This is a genomic window from Actinoplanes palleronii, from assembly GCF_016862315.1.
Classification (GTDB): Bacteria; Actinomycetota; Actinomycetes; order Mycobacteriales; family Micromonosporaceae; genus Actinoplanes; species Actinoplanes palleronii.
Map to the genome: position 1 here is coordinate 38,421 of NZ_BOMS01000124.1, position 16,258 is coordinate 54,678.

The following is a 16,258-nucleotide window of genomic DNA, read 5'->3' on the forward strand; positions in this document are numbered from 1 at the left end:
TCCGGCGATACCTGACAGCTTCCTAACGATCTCCGGCCACGCTCGTCGCCATGCAACCGACGGCTGACTCCCCCACCGAGATCATCACGCTCGCCCCGGAACCGCCACCGCGGCGGCGCCGGGCCGTGACGTGGCTGGTCGGCGTCGTGCTGGTGGCGGCGCTCGGCGCCGGAACGGCCGTCCTGGTGACCCGGCACCGGCCGGCCGGCGCGCCGGTGGCGGCGGAGCCGGTCGCGGCCGAGACGGTACGGATCGAACGGCGGGACCTGTCCACCACCCGCAAGCTCAGCGGGAGCATCGGGTTCGGCACGGCACGGCCGCTGTCCGGGCACACCGCGGCGACGGTGACCTGGCTGCCGGCGGTCGGCGCGACGATCAAACGCGGTCGTCAGCTGTTCCGGGCCGATGACCGGCCGGTGCCGCTGTTCTATGGCGGGATGCCGCTCTACCGCGCGATCACGGGGGCGGACCTGGTCGGCCGGGACGTGCGGATCGTCGCGGACAATCTCGACGCACTGGGTTACGACATCGGACGGCAGCCGTCGGTCGTCGACTCCCCCAAGGCCGGCGGCTCACCGGCGGCTCCGGGAGCACCACCGGCGACCGTGAAAAAAACCGTCAAGGACGGCGAGAGCGTCCTCACCCCCGCCCTGGTCAAGGCGATCAAGAAGTGGCAGGAGGACCTCGGCCTGCCGAGCACCGGGTCGATCGCGCTCGGTGACGTCGAGGTGCTCGCCGGCGCGGTCCGGGTCGAGTCGATCGCCGTGCAGCCCGGTTCTCCGGCGAACGCCCCGCTCATGTCGGTCACCTCGACCCGCAAGGTGATCACCGTGGCGGCGGCGCTCACCGAGGCCGCGGCACTGCGCCGGGGCGACAAGGTGACGGTGACGCTGCCGGACGACCGTACGGTGAAAGCTCGGATCCTCTCGGTGGGCCGCAGCCTGGCGGCGGCGGACGGCGGTGTCGCGGACGGCGATCCGAAACTGACAGTGACGGTGACCGTCGACGACCCGAAGGCGATCACCCGGCTGGACGCGGCCGACGTCGCGGTGAACGTGGCCGGCAAGACCGCGGACAACGTCCTGGCCGTCCCGATCGAGGCGTTGATCGCGCTCCGCGAGGGCGGGTACGCGGTGCAGGCCCCGGCCGGCATGGTAGGCGTCGAGACCGGGATGTTCGCCGACGGCTGGGTGGAGATCACCGGCGCCGGGCTGACCGAGGGCACGGCCGTGGTGGTCGCGTCGTGAGCGTGCTCTCGGTCCGCAGCGCCAGCATGATCTATCCCGGTCCGGTGACCGCCCTCGACCGGGTGAGCCTGGAGATCGCCCGCGGCGAGCTGGTCGCCATCGTCGGCCCGTCCGGCTCGGGCAAGTCCACCCTGCTCAACATCATCGGCACCCTGGACCGGCCCACCTCGGGCGCCGTGCACCTCAACGGCCAGGACGTCGCCACGCTCAGCGACCGGAGGCTCTCCGGGCTGCGGGCCCGCGAGATCGGCTTCGTCTTCCAGCAGTTCCACCTGACCGACGGGCTGACCGCGCTGGAGAACGTCGCCACCGGCCTGCTCTACGCCGGCGTGCCCCGCCGGCACCGCGGCGAACGGGCCCGGCACGCGCTGACCAGAGTCGGTCTCGCCCACCGCGCCGGACACCGCCCGCAGCAGCTCTCCGGCGGCGAGCGGCAACGCGTCGCGATCGCCCGCGCCCTGGTCAACCGGCCGTCGCTGGTGCTCGCCGACGAGCCGACCGGCGCGCTGGACAGCACCACCGGCCAGGCCGTGCTGCAGCTGCTGCGCCGGCTCAACGAGGAGGGCACCACCATCGCGCTGATCACTCACGACCGGGACATCGCCGCGTCGCTGCCCCGCCAGATCGAGATCCGCGACGGCCGCTTGGTCCGCGATCAGGTCGCCTCATGAGCCGCCTCGCTCCCCTCGACCTGCTCGGGCTGGGCCTTATCGGTCTGCGGACCCGGCCGGCCCGCGCCGCGCTCTCCGGGCTGGGCATCGCGATCGGCATCGCCACGATGATCGTGGTGACCGGCATCCCGGCGTCCAGCCAGGCCGCCCTGCTGGCCAGGCTCAGCGCGCTCGGCACCAACACGCTGCAGGTGATGGCGTTACCGGACACCCAACCGCCGGCTTCGCTGCCGGAGACCGCTGTCGAGATGGTCCGCCGGATCGGCCCGGTGTCCGCGGGCAGCGCGGTCGCCAACACCCATGCTTTTGTACGACGTAACGACCGCACCGACCCGCACGACGGATCCGGCCTGACCGTCCTCGCGGCCCGTCTCGACCTGCCGTCCGTGATCAACGCCCGGGTCCGGTCCGGCCGGTGGCTGACCACCGCGACCGAACGGTTCCCGGCCGTGGTGCTCGGCTCGGTCGCGGCCACCCGGCTCGGCGTCACCGATCTGCCGGCCGGCGGGCCCGCACCGCAGGTGATGATCGCCGATCGCCGGTTCACCGTGGTCGGCATCCTGGCCACCACCCCGCTCACCCCGGACATCGACCGCTCGGTGCTGGTCGGCTGGCCCGCCGCGAAGTCCGAACTGGCCTTCGACGGGCACCCCACGGTCCTCTACGTGCAGTCCGACGAGTCGCAGATCGAGGCGGTCCGCGGGGTGCTGGCCGAGACCGTCTCGCCGGAGCGCCCGGGCGCCGTCCTGGTCACCCGGCCGTCCGACGCGCTCGCCGCGAAACGGGCCACCGAGAGCAGCTTCTCGGTGCTGTTCCTGGCCCTGGCCGGGGTGGCGCTGGTGGTCGGTGGCATCGGGGTGGCCAACACCATGGTCGTGTCGGTGCTGGAGCGGCGATCCGAGATCGGGCTGCGGCGGGCGCTCGGCGCGACAAGGGGTCAGATCCGGAGCCAATTTCTCACCGAATCGGTGATCTTGGCCACGGCCGGCGGGGTTGCCGGAACGTCCCTCGGTCTGCTGGCCACCGTCGGTTACGCGGCCTGGCAGGACTGGCCGGTGGTCATTCCGGCGCAGTCGGCACTGTTCGGTGTGGGCGGTGCGATCGTCATCGGAGTGCTGGCCGGGGTGTACCCGTGCGTGCGCGCGGCCCGTCTGACGCCGACCCGGGCACTGGCGACGGTGTAGCAGAATGCGGCGGCATCACATTCGCCAGGCCTTATGGCCACAGTTTTCAGTTCATTCACAGCTTGCGTTCGCCCGAGAACCCCATCTTCCGATGGTGAGATCGGTTCACTATCCTTCCCGCCGCGGGCTGGATGCGAGCGCCGCGTTCCGCCCTTCAGCTCGAGGAGTCATCGCATGCCAGTGGCAACAAACCGCCAGCCCCTGGCCGAGGGCTCACCGGGCGGCACGTACGGCGGCGGCTCCGGAGGTGGCAAGGCCAAGAAGGCCAAGCCGAAACGTCGCCGGTCGCCGTTGTGGACCAAGCTGACCACCGCGCTCGGCGCGCTGTTGCTGCTGGCCAGCCTCGGCACCGGCGTCACCGCGAAATACCTGCTCAGCCAGGTCACCAGCAACGTGCAGACCACCGAATCGGTGCTCGACAGCGGCGACGGCGTGGGCGCGGTGAGCACCGGCAAGCTGCCCACCGGCGCGATCAACCTGCTGATGCTAGGCCTGGACACCCGGGCCGGCTGGGAGGAGTCCGGTGAGGGCTCCCGCTCCGACACGATCATCGTGCTGCACATCCCGGCCGCACACGACAAAGCCCAGATGATCTCGATCCCCCGGGACACGCTCGCCGAGATCCCGGGCGCCGGCACCGAGAAGATCAACGGCGCGTTCTACTACGGCTCCACCGGCAAGGGCGGCTGGAAGGGTGGCGCGACGCTGGCCGCCAAGACCGTGCACAACCTCACCGGGATCAGCTTCGACGGCGTGATCGTCATCGACTTCGCCGGCTTCAAGGACATCCTCGAGGCGCTCGGCGGCGTCCACATGTGCGTCGACATGGACATGTGGTCGAGCCACTACATCATCAATTCCAAGGGCAAGGTCGAGTACGCCAAGGGCGCCGACCCGTTGACCGCGCCCAAGAACGCCCTGTGGTTCAAGAAGGGCTGCCGGGACATGGCGGCCTGGGAGGCGCTGGAGTACTCCCGGATCCGGCACTCCGCGCACGGCGACTACGACCGCCAGCGGCACCAGCAGCAGCTGCTCAAGGCGATGGCGAAGAAGGCCACCAGCAGCGGTGTGCTGACCGACCTCAGCAAGGTGTCGAAGCTGCTCGCCGCGGCCGGCTCCTCGCTGAAGATGGACACCAACAAGGTCTCGACGCAGGACTTCTTCTTCGGCCTCAAGAACCTGGCGACCGCCGACATGATGCCGATCCGCAGCAACAGCGGCAACTTCAACTCCAGCCAGAACAACAACGGCGAACTGATCAACGACGTGACCAAGCAGCTCTTCGAGGCGGCGGCCGCGGACAAGATGGAGCCGTTCCTGCTGGGCCACCCGGAGATGGTCATCGACAGCAACAGCACGTCGTAACGCCACACTCACCGACAAGCGGCGGCCGGGTCTCCCCGGCCGCCGCTTGTGTTGTCAGTCCTTCAACGCGGCGGCGATCTTGCGTTCGCAGCCGGGGATCAGGTCCAGGCCCATCGAGATCGAGCGGGAGTCGTTCTGGTCGCCGCCCAGCGCGATGCTGATGCCGTCCGCGTCGACCTCGACGTACTTCACGCCCTTCGCCCGCAGGCACTTGACCACGTCGCGGGCGAAGTCCTTCGCCTCCGGGTTCGCCGGGTCCTTCTCCCACGGCGGCAGCGGCAGGTACTGCGGCTCGCAGACCCGGTTCGCCTCGTCGAACTCCGCGACGTCCTTCTCCGAGGCCGGTTTCGCCCCTGTCCCGCTTCCCGTGCCGCCCACCCCCTTCGGGTTGACGCCGTGCTCCGTCATGCACGTGGTGTACGGCCCGAGCATCTGCTCGTACTCCTCGGGCGTGGTGTCCAGGCGCTCCCGGGGGCGCTGCGCCTTGGGCGAGGCGGACACCGCGGCCGACGGGCTGGTCAGCGTGGCCACCTGGCCACCTGTCGCGGTGTTCCCGGCCGCCTCGGTCTGCTCGGGTGATCCGCAGGCGGACAGGGCGAGCGTCGCCACCGCCACCAGCACAAGCGTTCTCCGCATCGGTAGTTCTCCTCCCACGCCGGGACCGTCCCGGTCGGAGAGTGAGCCTGCCGACCACTCGTCAGGAACTGATCAGGTTCACCAACCGCCTTGGAAGAAGGCCAGCAGGGCCGGGGCCGGGTCGGAGGCGACACCCATGTTCGCCACTCCGACGACGATCAGGGCCAGCGCCGACCCCGTGCCGACGATGCCGAGCGCCCCGAACACCCGCCGCGCCCGGCCGACGCCCCGCCGCACATCCGCTGACCCGGCGCCGGCGCGCGCCGCTCGCCCGAACGCCCGCCAGGCCAGCACGCTGACGCCGGCGAGCAGAAGCGCGGTGATCGGCGCGAGGACGGCCATCGCCGCGTGGTACCGGCCGAAGTCGTCGATCATCGCGGCCAGCGGCGGGTAGGCCCGGTCCCCCGCCGAACCGGCCAGCCGCCGGGTCACCGGGTCGCCCTCGCTGCCGGGCAGCAGGGACAGCAGCGAGGCGAACGGCGCCACCGCGCCCTGGATGTTGGCCAGCACGGTCGCCACCGCGAGCAGCGCGAGCCCGGAGACCAGCACCCCGGCCGCCGCGAGGGCCCGCCCGCCGGCACGCAGGAACGCCCGGCCGAGCAGAAGGACCAGCGGGATCAGCACGAGCAGCAGCAGCCCGGCGAACACACCCTTGGTGACGTGGTACCGGAACCAGAAGTCGACAGTCTCCTGGAGCTCGGGCGCGAAGGTGCGCTCGCCCGACGACCAGTACTCGGCGAAAGCCTCACGGAACGTCTCGCTCAGGTTGCGCGGATCGGCCAGGTTGATCGTCGGCCCGGCGCCGGCCAGCGCGCCCGGGGCCGCGACGAGCGCGGTCAGGAAGACGGCGGCGAGGGCGCCGAGCACCGGAACGGCACGGAGCGAGGAAGTCGACGTCATAACGACAAACTATGCGTACGACGATGGAAGGGGACACGTCTCGTGGTGCCACCATCACCCCGGTCACCTGGATCATGAAAGATGGTGCCATGATCCGAGCCGTCATCATCGATGTCGACGACACCCTGTGCCTGACCGAGGCAGCGTCGTTCGACCTGGAGAACGAGGTGCTGGCCGAACTGGGCCGGCCGCCGATGTCCCGGACGGTGCACCTGTCCACCTGGGGCGAGAAGCTGCTGGACGCCATGCAGCACCGCTCACCCGGCCTGGATCTGGACCGGTTCGCCGCCCTGTTCCCGGTGTTCCACCAGCGCTACCTGGCCGAGGGCAAACTGGACGTGATCCCGCCGGAGAACCTCGGCGCCCTCGACGAGCTGGTCGCCGACGGTCGTACCGTGCTGCTGCTGACCTCCCGCACCGGCCCGGAGGTCGGGCACCTCCTGGCGCCGGACCACCTGCTCGCCGGCCGGGTGACCGCCGCCTATCACCAGGACAACACCCGCTTCCACAAGCCGGACCCGCGGGTGTTCGACGAGTTGCTCGCCGAGACCGGCATCCGGCCCGGCGAGTGCGTCTACGTCGGAGACTCCCCCGGTGACGCGGTCGCCGCGGGCGGGGCCGGCATCCGGTTCATCGCCTGCCTGCAGAGCGGCGTCCGTGCCCTCGGCGACTTCGACCCGGCCCACGTCACCGCCGCCGTCGACACGTTCCCCGAGATCCTCCCGGTCATCCGTTCCCTGCCCTGAGCGATCACACCCGTCCGCCGCTCCGGCGATCGGGCGGTGAGTGCACGATCACGGACGTTCGGCCGAGGGGGTCACCGCCACGATCGCGGCGTGCGGGCGGACCGCGCCGTCGCCGGGGCGCTGGTGGCGCTCGATCTCCCGGAAACCCGCGTGGGCCAGCCGGGCGGAGAACTCCTCGGCGGGCCAGCGATAGGCCGTGATCACCTTGTGGTCGAAAGCGGACACCTCGTCGCCGTCGACGAAGCCGGCCACCAGCGTGCCGCCCGGCGCCGTCACCCGCCGCAGCTCGGCGAGCGCACCGTCGAGGTCGGACGGCGGCAGGTGGATCAGCGAGTACCAGGCCAGGATCCCGGCGACCGCGCCGTCCCCGGCGTCGAGGCCGGCCAGCGAGCCGAGCCGGTAGTCGCCGTCCGGGTGGGTGGCCTTCGCGTGGGCGATGAACTCCGGGACCGGGTCGATCCCGACCGCGTCGACGCCGCGCGAGCGCAGGTGAGCGGTGTAGTGCCCGGGACCGCAGCCCACGTCGAGCACCCGGCCGGGGCGGATCGTCAGGTGGCGCTCGACCAGGGCGAGATCGTCCGCGTGGTGCTGCTCCGTCGTACCGAAAAGGTTGATGTAGAGACCGGCGAGCGAACCGTAAGCGTCCCGGACCTGTTCCGTGCTCATCGGGTGACTATACGAAAACGGCCGTCTTCTTCAGAGGGTCAGGGCAGGGTCCAGCGCGGGTTCGTGCCGGCGAAGCAGTCCCGGATCCGCAGCCGGGTGGCACGATCGGCGTGCCGATAACTATCCCGGCCATATAATCCCGGTACTAGTATCGGAACCATGGTCAGGTTGCCGCTCAATCCCGCCGAGGTCGAACGCGGACAGCGCCTCGGCGCGCTCCTGCGGCGCGCCCGGGGACAGAGGTCGATGCTCAACACCGCGCTGGAAGCCGGCGTCTCACCGGAGACCCTTCGGAAGATCGAAACCGGTCGCGTCGCCACACCGGCGTTCCCGACCATCGCCGCCATCGCCGACGTGCTCGGCCTCTCCCTGGACGCCGTGTGGTCCGAGATCAACCAGACCGCCGGCAGCGCCCAGATCACCGTGGACGAGCGACTCGCGTCCTAGCGGGCCGGCACCTGAGCGAAGGCGACCAGGTCTGACGGGCTGAGCGGCTTCGCGTACAGAAATCCCTGCCCGATGTCGCAGCCGAGCGCCCGCAGCTCCGCCGCCTGGTCCTCGGTCTCGATCCCCTCGGCGACCGTGCTCAGATGCAGTACCTGGGCCAGCCGGATGACCGCCGCGGCGACCGCCGAGCCCTCCGGGGTGTCGTCCATCTCGGCGACGAAGCTGCGGTCGATCTTGAGGATGTCGACCGGCAGGCGGGTCAGGTACTGCAGCGACGAGTAGCCGGTGCCGAAGTCGTCGATGGCGATCCGGATGCCGTGCTCGCGCAGAGCCCGCAGCGCGGCGATCTCACCGGCCTCGTCGACCAGGGCAGATTCGGTCACCTCGAGGACCAGCCGGCGCGGGTCGGCGCCCACCCGGCCGAGCACGGCCAGGATGTCGTGGACGATCGTCGGCTCGCGCAGCTGCCGTGGCGAGACGTTGACGCTGACGTGGAACGGGTCGTCGAAGACCATCATCTGCCGCAGCGCCTGTTCCAGCACCCAGAGGCCGATACCGATGATCGTCGCGGAGCGTTCCGCGACCGGGATGAACCGCACCGGCGAGATCGGGCCGCGAGCCGGGTGCTGCCACCGGATCAGCGCCTCGGCGGCGATCGGCGCACCGGTCGCCAGGTCCACCTGCGGCTGGTAGAGCACGTGCAGTTCACCCCGGTCCAGGGCGTGCTGCAGATCCTCGGCGAGGGCCGCGTCGTCGGCGCGGTGGTCGACCATCGACGGCTGGTAGCAGGCGTAGCTGTGACTGCCGGCCCGCTTGCTGTGGTACATCGCGGTGTCCGCCTGCCGCAGCAGGAGCTTGCCGTCGTAGTCGTCCACGGCGCACGCGATGCCGATCGAGGCCCGGACCGGCACCACGTCGTCGTCGATCCGGACCGGGCGGCCGGCCCCGTCGGCCAGGATCCGCTCCGCCACCTCGACCGCCGTCTCGACGCCGCCGGCGCGGGCGCCGGTGAGCAGGACGACGAACTCGTCGGCCCCGATCCGGGCACACACGTCGGTGCTGCGGACCGCGGAGCGCAGCTGATGGGCGACCTGGATCAGGAACGTGTCGCCGGCGGCGTGCCCGTACGCGTCGTTGACCAGCCGGAAGCCGTCCAGGTCGACGAGCAGCAGGGCGGCCGGGTCGCCGCGCTTGATCGCCCGGTCGATGGCCTCGTCCAGGCCGGCCCGGTTGGCCAGCCCGGTCAGCGCGTCCGCGGTGAGCTGGTCGCGGGTCTGCCGCAGCGAGATCAGCTGCCGCAGGGCCGCCGTGCAGGTCATCACGATCAGCCCGCAGACCAGCCCGCCCCACGGCAGCAGCTGCCCCTCGAGCAGCGTCACGGTCAGCATGAGCAGGCAGCCGACCAGCATGGCGGCCATCGGCAGGTGGGTGGCCCAGGCCGGTGGCCGGTTCGTCCGGGTGGTGACGTAGTGGCCGCTGCGGGAGACCGTGAGGATCGGGGCAGCCGTCATGAACAGGCCGGCCAGGACCATGACGATAAGAACGGGCAGGTCCTCGTTGGCCGCGTCGGCGCCGTTCGCCATCCAGATCACGTCCCCGGCCAGGTAGAGCGCGAGACCCACGCCGAACAGGGAAATCGGGGCGGCGATCCGATTGATCGCCCCGCGCAGCACGATCGACGCGACCGCTCCGAGCAGCAGCAGGTCGCCCAGCGGCCAGCCGATCGTCCCGACGCCCGGCTCGGCCGAACCCTGGCGGGTCAGGACCGGGGCGAGGACGAAGTACCAGACCACCATGAAACCGGCGGCGATCACCGTCCCGACCTCGGCCAGCAGGGCGGTCCGGGACCGGCCGGTGTACAGCCGGAACATCGGGATGAGCACACCTGCCGCGAGCAGCGCGTACATCAGCACGCGCAGACCGGCGCCCAGCCCGGCCCACCATCCCGTGGTGTGATCCAGCGCGGCACCCCACAGCCCGACGGTGACGCCGACCGAGGCGGCCCGGCCCCCGGCGACCAGCAGCCACGGTGCCCGGCCGGCCGGACTGTACTGCGCCGCCCGCCAGCTGTAGGCGGCGCCGATCAGGTCCAGCACCAGCGCGGACAGGCTGATGGCGACCAGTCGTCCCCGGTCGCCGAGCACGGCGAGCACCAGGCCGGCGGTCACCAGCCCGATCAGGGCCAGGACGACCGGGGTCCGGCGCCGCGGTTCGCTGCGCACGCCGGTCAGACCTGGTACGCCGCGACGGTCGCCTGCAGCTCCGCCGCGGTGTCGGCCAGTTGGGCCGCGGTCTGCGACGTCTCGGTGGCGCCCTCGGCCGTGCTCGAGGCGAGCAGGTAGTCGTCCATCGCGAACAGGCCGTCACCCATCCCGAACAGGGTCACCACCCCGACCGCGACCATGATCTTCGTGCCGACCCGGCGGTCGGCCAGCCACCGTCGGCGGCCGGTCGTGGCCGTGCCCGTCTCGTTCGTCACGAGTACCACGATCGGCCCCCGCGGCCGTCCGGACAGCGGTTATCGCAAGTCTCCCGCCGAGAACTTGGTGTCGAGCCGCCCCAGCGCCCCAGCGGCGTCCGCCGGCACCGGCGTGCCGCGCAGGAACGCCGTGGTGACCCGCTGGATCAGAGCGACCCGTTCCGGGCTCTCGTCGGTCGTCTCGGTGCTCAGGTACCCGGTGATCCCGCCCAGCGAATGCTCCGCGCCGAAGACCGTGAGCAGGCTGGTGACGCCCGGGCTCAGCGGGTAGGCCTCGGTGAACCACTCCGGGCCGGCCGGGCTCAGCATCGACTGGTCCTTGTCACCGGCGACCATCAGCGACGGCGTGCTGAGCTGCGCGAAGTCCGGGTTCATGAACGGGAAGTGCTCGGCGGCGAACGGGGTCAGGTTGTCGCCGCCGGTGCCGGTCAGGGCGAGCAGCACCCCCGCGGTGATCCGCGGATCGCGACGGTTCTCCCCCGGCACGCCGTCGGCGTCCAGGACCCGCGCGCCGAGCAGCATGCTCACCGTCTGCGCGCCCCAGGAGTGCCCGGCCGCGGAGATCCGGCTCCGGTCCAGGCGCCCGGCGAGGCCGGGCACGGCCGCCTCGATGCGGTCCAAGCTGTCCAGCACGCGGACCAGGTCGTCGACCCGATGACCCCAGATGGACGAGTACCGCGGGTCCCCGGGCACCACGTTCAGCGTCGTCGAGTCCAGGTGGGTCGGCTGCACGACGGCGAACCCCTGCGCGGCCCAGTGATCGACCAGCGGGGCGTAGTCGTCCATCGACTTGCTGAAGCCGTGCGAGAAGACGATCACCGGCAGGTCGCCGCCGGCCACCGGTGCGGTGACCCGGACCTGCAGGTCGTCGCCGCGCTCCGGGGCGGGCAGGACGACCGGGCGAACCGAGATGACGGGAGTGTTCATGGAGCATCTCCTAGCGACGAATCAAGTGGAACCTTGTTCCGCTTGAACCATACGGAACCGGGTTCCGTTTCGCCAACAGCCGGGAGGGTGATCAGGGCGACATCCGTGCGTTCTCATCCATTTACATATCTGAATAGAAAGTTTACGATCCTGTAACGCAAAAGGTCGCACATAATCGCGCATAAGCGCACGCTGGAGGTCGTCGTGGATCGTCGTACCCTGTTGGCCTCAGCGGCAGCCGCGGCCGCTGCCGCCCCGTTCGCCGGGGTGACATCGGCGCAGGCCGCCGCGCCCGGATACGTCGTCAACCGCTCCCCGCTGCGCCCCGACGCCTTCCTCCGGCTGCCGCCCGGTGCCACCCGCGCCGGCGGCTGGCTGGCGACACAACTGAACTACCAGCTGACCGGGATCAACGGCCGGATGACCGAGATCTCGCACTTCCTGCAGTACGACAACACCGGCTGGGTGCGCCCGGAGCTGGGCGGCTGGGAGGAGCTGCCGTACTGGCTCAAGGGCTTCTCCAGCCTCGGCTACGTGACCGGCGACGCGCGGGTGCAGACCGAGACCACGCGCTGGGTCGGCGGGGTGCTGGCCACTCAGGCGGGCGACGGCTACTTCGGCCCGGCCGGGCTGCGCACCAGCCTGGGCGGCGGGCCGGACTTCTGGCCGCACATGCCGATGCTGCACGCGCTGCGCTCCTACGCCGAGTACACCGGTGACAGCCGGATCGTGCCGTTCTTCACCCGGTTCTTCCGGTTCGTCAACGCGCAGGGGCCGGGCGCGTTCAACCAGAGCTGGGGCAGCCTGCGCTGGGCGGACACCCTCGAGGTGGTGTTCTGGACGTACAACCGGACCGGCGACGCGTTCCTGCTCGACCTGGCCCGCAAGATCCACACGAACTCGGCGAACTACCTGAACAACCTGCCGTCGCTGCACAACGTCAACCTGGCTCAGGGCTTCCGCGAGCCGGCCGTCTACTCGATCCTCAGCGGCGACGCGGCGCACCGCCAGGCGAGTTACACCGACTACAACACCATCATGGGTACGTACGGGCAGTTCGCCGGCGGGGGCTTCGCCGGTGACGAGAACGCCCGGCCCGGCTTCGGGGACCCGCGGCAGGGCTTCGAGACGTGCGGGATCGTCGAGTTCATGGCCAGCCACGAGATGCTGACCCGGATCACCGGCGACCCGGTCTGGGGCGACCGCACCGAGGACCTGGCGTTCAACTCGCTGCCCGCGTCACTCGACCCGCAGCAGCGCGGCATCCACTACATCACCAGCGCGAACAGTGTCGCGCTGCTGGACTCCCCCGGGCACGCCGGGCAGTTCCAGAACGGGTTCGCCATGCAGGCGTACATGCTGGGCATCGACAACTACCGGTGCTGCCCGCACAACTACGGGATGGGCTGGCCGTACTACGTCGAGGAGATGTGGGTCGCCACCCCGGACGGCGGGCTGGCCGCGACCCTGCACGGCCCGGCGACGGTCACCGCGAAGGTCGGCGACGGCACCACCGTCTCGATCAAGGCCACCACCACTTATCCCTTTCAAGACACGATTGCGTACGAGGTGAGCACGCCCAAGGCGCTCGCCTTCCCGGTCTACCTGCGCGTGCCCGCGTGGTGTGCGAGTCCGACGCTGACCGTGAACGGGTCGGCAGTGGCAGTGGCCGCCGGTCCGTCGTACGCAAAAATTGCCCGGACCTGGAACAACGGCGACAAAATCGTCTTCCGTCTGCCGATGCGGACGACCACCCGCAGCTGGCCCGCGAACCGCAAGGCGGTTTCGGTCGACTTCGGCCCGCTCACGTTCTCCCTGGCCATCACGGAGAACTGGTCGCAGACCGGCGGGACGGCGACCTGGCCGACCCGCGAGGTGCGCCCCGGCTCGGCCTGGAACTACGGGCTGGACGGCGCGACCCAGTTCGCCGTGACGACCGGCCTGGGCAACGCCAACGACCCGTTCACCCCGGCCACCGCCCCGATCCGGATCACCACCCCGGCGCGGAAGATCCCGGGCTGGACCGCGGACGCCGACACGATCGTCACGCCGCTGCAGGACAGCCCCACGCCGTCCAGCGAGCCGCTCGAGCAGGTCACGCTGATCCCGATGGGCGCGGCCCGGCTGCGGATCACCTCGTTCCCGACGATCGGCGCGGGCACGCCGTGGCAGACCCCCGGGGTCGCGTTCCGGATCCAGAACCAGAACAGCGGCAAGGTCCTCGGCGTCGACGGCATGTCGACGGCGAACAGCGCCCGGGTCGTCCAGTTCGGCGACACCGGCACGGCGGACCACCTGTGGCGGATCCTGGACAACGGCGGCGGCTGGCTGAAGATCCAGAACGTGAACTCCGGCAAGGTGCTGGGCGTTTCCACCATGTCGACCGGGGACTCGGCGCAGGTCGTGCAGTACGAGGACAACGGTACGGCTGATCACCTGTGGCAGATCGTCGAGGATGCTGCTGGCTATGTCCGGATAAAGAACAAAAACTCCGGCAAGGTGCTCGCGGTCGCCGGGATGTCGACCGCGGACTCGGCGAACGTCGTCCAGTTCGCCGACAACGGCTCGGCCGACCACAACTGGCACCTGATCCCGGACGGCTCGGTGAAACTGCAGGCCACCCACTCGGGCCAGGTCCTCGCGATCAACAACATGTCCACCGCGAACGGCGCCCAGCTGCAGCAGTACCCGCCGGTCGGCTCCCCCGACCACGTCTGGAAATTCCAGGACGCCGGCAGCGGCTGGTTCACCATCGTCAGCACCCTGACCGGCAAGTGCGTCGACATCTCCGGCCAGTCCACCGCCGACGGCGCCAAAGCCGTCCAGTGGGACAACGTCGGCGGCACCAACCAGCAGTTCCGCCTCGTCTGGACCACCCCGAACGTCTTCACCCTGGTCGCCAGGCACAGCGGCAAGGTCCTGGAGGTCCAGGGCCAGTCCACGACAAACAGCGCCGATGTCGGCCAATGGCCCGACCTGGGCCTGCCCCACCAGCGCTGGCGCATCATCCCGGCGTAGCCGGACGGACACGGGGCCGCCGGAATCACCGGCGGCCCCTTCCTCTTGACCGCGGCGCTATCGAAGCGCTTCGATGGCCTTGCTGGCGCGCCGTGGCGACCCCCATCGCCGGGCGCGGACCGGAGACACCGCCGGTTCCAGCGTTCGAGTCCCCACGAGAGGAAGAGCCATGAGTACGACAGCACGAAGGGCCGGGCTCGCGATCGTCGCCGCAGCCCTGGCCCTCACCGGAGCCGTGTACGGCGCGACAAGGCCCGCCTCGGCCGACGTCACCGCCCAGCTGACCGCCTCTCAGCTGGTCGCCGACATGGGTGCCGGCTGGAACCTCGGCAACCAGCTGGAAGCCAACGCCAACGGCATCCCCAACGAGACGGCGTGGGGCAACCCGGTCGTCACGCAGGCCCTCATCGACCGGGTGAAGGCGTCGGGCTTCAAGACGATCCGCATCCCGGTCTCCTACCTGGGCAACATCGGGGCCGGCCCGAACTACACGGTCAGCGCCGCCTGGCTGACCCGCGTCGCGGAAGTCGTCAACTACGCCTACAACCAGGGCCTGTACGTGCTGATCAACATGCACGGCGACGGCTACAAGACCGTCACCGGCTCCTGGCTGATCTGCGACTCCGCCGACCAGACCACGATCAAGGACAAGTACCAGAAGGTCTGGCAGCAGATCGCGACGAAGTTCCAGAGCTACAACGAGCACCTGGTCTTCGAATCGATGAACGAGGAGTTCGACGGGCAGTACGGCAACCCGACCTCGGCCTGCTACTCCAACATCAACGCCTACAACCAGATCTTCGTGGACACCGTCCGGAAGACCGGCGGCACCAACGCCTCGCGCTGGCTGCTGGTGCCGGGCTGGAACACCAACATCGAGTACACCGCGGGCAACTACGGCTTCGTGCTGCCCACCGACCAGTACCGGTCCACGTCCATCCCCAGCGCCGAGCAGCGACTGATGATCTCCGTCCACTACTACGACCCCTGGGACTTCGCGGGTCAGGAGGACGGCACCATCACGCAGTGGGGAGCGGCCGCGACCAACCCGGCGAAGAAGTCCACCTGGGGCCAGGAGGACTACATGGACACCATGCTGAAGAAGATGTACGACGCCTTCGTCACGCGCGGCTACCCGGTCTTCGTCGGTGAGTACGGCGCGATCGACAAGACGACCTACGACGCGGCCAGCAACACGTACCGCGCGAACTACGCGAAAGCCCTGGTGTCCACGGCCAAGAAGTACGGGGCGGCCACCGCCTACTGGGACAACGGCTACAACGGCCAGCACGGCTTCGGCCTGTTCAACCGCAGCTCCGCCACGGTGACCCAGCAGGGCATCATCAGCGCGATCGTCACCGCCGCCGGCGGCACCCAACCGACCACCACACCCACCTCGGCACCGACCAGCGTTCCGACCTCCGCGCCGACTTCCTCTCCGACGGCGGGCCCCAGCGGCACCTGCCGGGTCGTGAACGCGGTCAACGCGTGGAACACCGGCCTGACCAACACCATCACGATCACCAACACCGGCACGGCCGCCGTCAACGGCTGGACCCTGACCTTCACCCTGCCCTCGGGGCAGACGATCGTCTCCGGCTGGAGCGCCACCTACACCCCGGCCAGCGGCACGGTGACCGCGACGAACGCCAGCTACAACGGCGCCCTGCCGGCCGGCGGCTCCACCTCCATCGGCTACCAGGCCAACCACACCGGCAACGCCGCCGCACCCACCACCTTCAAACTCAACGGCGCCACCTGCAGCTGACAGCACAACGACGAACGGCCCGCCCCTGGTCGGGGCGGGCCGTTCGGTTCAGTGCGTCACTCCTCGGTGGTGGGAGCGGCTTCCAGATCGTCCGGGACCGTCTCCGGGACCGCGCCCGCCTTCTCGGCGCCGCGGAAGACCAACTTGGACTTCTCGATGTTGGACGGGTCACCCTCGCAGTCCACCACGACGATCTGGCCGGCG

14 protein-coding genes are annotated in these 16,258 nt (G+C 70.2%); 8 read left to right on the forward strand and 6 right to left on the reverse strand.

The genetic code is table 11. The features are described 5' to 3' along the window. The first annotated feature begins 50 nt into the window (after positions 1–50). The 4 genes from Apa02nite_RS37355 (at position 51) to Apa02nite_RS37370 (ending at position 4,467) form a co-directional block, all read left to right on the forward strand. Positions 51–1,247, forward strand: a complete 1,197-nt coding sequence (locus Apa02nite_RS37355; protein ID WP_203829247.1) for an efflux RND transporter periplasmic adaptor subunit — start codon at positions 51–53, stop codon at positions 1,245–1,247. A gap of 2 nt (positions 1,248–1,249) precedes the next feature. Then, complete coding sequence (locus tag Apa02nite_RS37360) at positions 1,250–1,918, forward strand: ABC transporter ATP-binding protein (protein WP_373873086.1); 669 nt, start codon at positions 1,250–1,252, stop codon at positions 1,916–1,918. Continuing rightward, a complete protein-coding gene (locus Apa02nite_RS37365; protein ID WP_203829248.1) occupies positions 1,915–3,102 on the forward strand; it encodes an ABC transporter permease in 1,188 nt (395 codons plus the stop codon). The genes Apa02nite_RS37360 and Apa02nite_RS37365 overlap by 4 nt, the downstream gene beginning before the upstream one ends. A 174-nt stretch (positions 3,103–3,276) precedes the next feature. Further along, positions 3,277–4,467, forward strand: coding sequence for an LCP family protein (locus Apa02nite_RS37370; RefSeq protein ID WP_203829249.1), 1,191 nt, complete (start codon positions 3,277–3,279; stop codon positions 4,465–4,467). Between the two features lie 54 nt (positions 4,468–4,521). Here Apa02nite_RS37370 and Apa02nite_RS37375 read toward each other — a convergent pair whose 3' ends face one another. Beyond that, on the reverse strand, positions 4,522–5,103 hold the full coding sequence (locus Apa02nite_RS37375) for a hypothetical protein (RefSeq protein ID WP_067698578.1): 582 nt from the start codon (positions 5,101–5,103) through the stop codon (positions 4,522–4,524). 78 nt (positions 5,104–5,181) lie between these two features. After that, the gene (locus tag Apa02nite_RS37380) at positions 5,182–6,003 is read right to left on the reverse strand and encodes a hypothetical protein (protein ID WP_203829250.1); all 822 of its coding nucleotides are present in this window, start codon (positions 6,001–6,003) and stop codon (positions 5,182–5,184) included. A gap of 89 nt (positions 6,004–6,092) precedes the next feature. Between Apa02nite_RS37380 and Apa02nite_RS37385 the strand changes: the two genes are divergently transcribed. After that, positions 6,093–6,749, forward strand: a complete 657-nt coding sequence (locus Apa02nite_RS37385; protein ID WP_239164811.1) for an HAD family hydrolase — start codon at positions 6,093–6,095, stop codon at positions 6,747–6,749. Between the two features lie 48 nt (positions 6,750–6,797). On the opposite strand, the gene Apa02nite_RS37390 is transcribed toward Apa02nite_RS37385, so the two are convergent. Then, positions 6,798–7,415, reverse strand: coding sequence for a class I SAM-dependent methyltransferase (locus Apa02nite_RS37390; protein ID WP_203829251.1), 618 nt, complete (start codon positions 7,413–7,415; stop codon positions 6,798–6,800). Between the two features lie 159 nt (positions 7,416–7,574). Between Apa02nite_RS37390 and Apa02nite_RS37395 the strand changes: the two genes are divergently transcribed. Then, the gene (locus tag Apa02nite_RS37395) at positions 7,575–7,862 is read left to right on the forward strand and encodes a helix-turn-helix transcriptional regulator (protein ID WP_203829252.1); all 288 of its coding nucleotides are present in this window, start codon (positions 7,575–7,577) and stop codon (positions 7,860–7,862) included. On the opposite strand, the gene Apa02nite_RS37400 is transcribed toward Apa02nite_RS37395, so the two are convergent. The 3 genes from Apa02nite_RS37400 to Apa02nite_RS37410 are packed head-to-tail and all read right to left on the reverse strand — an operon-like array spanning position 7,859 to position 11,268. Then, positions 7,859–10,084, reverse strand: a complete 2,226-nt coding sequence (locus tag Apa02nite_RS37400; protein WP_203829253.1) for a putative bifunctional diguanylate cyclase/phosphodiesterase — start codon at positions 10,082–10,084, stop codon at positions 7,859–7,861. The genes Apa02nite_RS37395 and Apa02nite_RS37400 overlap by 4 nt on opposite strands. A gap of 5 nt (positions 10,085–10,089) precedes the next feature. Then, the gene (locus tag Apa02nite_RS37405) at positions 10,090–10,341 is read right to left on the reverse strand and encodes a hypothetical protein (protein WP_203829264.1); all 252 of its coding nucleotides are present in this window, start codon (positions 10,339–10,341) and stop codon (positions 10,090–10,092) included. A gap of 39 nt (positions 10,342–10,380) precedes the next feature. Then, positions 10,381–11,268 (reverse strand): alpha/beta hydrolase family protein, encoded by an 888-nt coding sequence (locus tag Apa02nite_RS37410; protein WP_203829254.1) that lies wholly within the window; start codon positions 11,266–11,268, stop codon positions 10,381–10,383. Positions 11,269–11,472: 204 nt separating this feature from the next. On the opposite strand from Apa02nite_RS37410, the gene Apa02nite_RS37415 reads away from it, so the two are divergent. Continuing rightward, positions 11,473–14,286, forward strand: coding sequence for an RICIN domain-containing protein (locus tag Apa02nite_RS37415; protein WP_203829255.1), 2,814 nt, complete (start codon positions 11,473–11,475; stop codon positions 14,284–14,286). A 169-nt stretch (positions 14,287–14,455) separates the two neighbouring features. Then, entirely contained in the window at positions 14,456–16,054 is a 1,599-nt protein-coding gene (locus tag Apa02nite_RS37420) for a cellulase family glycosylhydrolase (RefSeq protein ID WP_203829256.1), read from the forward strand. The last annotated feature ends 204 nt before the right edge of the window (positions 16,055–16,258 follow it).

Excerpts from the sequence above, each read along its gene's own strand:
- Apa02nite_RS37355 (WP_203829247.1), top strand. The coding sequence starts at position 51 with ATGCAACCGACGGCTGACTCCCCCACCGAGATCATCACGCTCGCCCCG.
- Apa02nite_RS37365 (WP_203829248.1), top strand. The coding sequence starts at position 1,915 with ATGAGCCGCCTCGCTCCCCTCGACCTGCTCGGGCTGGGCCTTATCGGT.
- Apa02nite_RS37370 (WP_203829249.1), top strand. The coding sequence starts at position 3,277 with ATGCCAGTGGCAACAAACCGCCAGCCCCTGGCCGAGGGCTCACCGGGC.
- Apa02nite_RS37375 (WP_067698578.1), bottom strand. The coding sequence starts at position 5,103 with ATGCGGAGAACGCTTGTGCTGGTGGCGGTGGCGACGCTCGCCCTGTCC.
- Apa02nite_RS37380 (WP_203829250.1), bottom strand. The coding sequence starts at position 6,003 with ATGACGTCGACTTCCTCGCTCCGTGCCGTTCCGGTGCTCGGCGCCCTC.
- Apa02nite_RS37385 (WP_239164811.1), top strand. The coding sequence starts at position 6,093 with ATGATCCGAGCCGTCATCATCGATGTCGACGACACCCTGTGCCTGACC.
- Apa02nite_RS37390 (WP_203829251.1), bottom strand. The coding sequence starts at position 7,415 with ATGAGCACGGAACAGGTCCGGGACGCTTACGGTTCGCTCGCCGGTCTC.
- Apa02nite_RS37395 (WP_203829252.1), top strand. The coding sequence starts at position 7,575 with ATGGTCAGGTTGCCGCTCAATCCCGCCGAGGTCGAACGCGGACAGCGC.
- Apa02nite_RS37410 (WP_203829254.1), bottom strand. The coding sequence starts at position 11,268 with ATGAACACTCCCGTCATCTCGGTTCGCCCGGTCGTCCTGCCCGCCCCG.
- Apa02nite_RS37420 (WP_203829256.1), top strand. The coding sequence starts at position 14,456 with ATGAGTACGACAGCACGAAGGGCCGGGCTCGCGATCGTCGCCGCAGCC.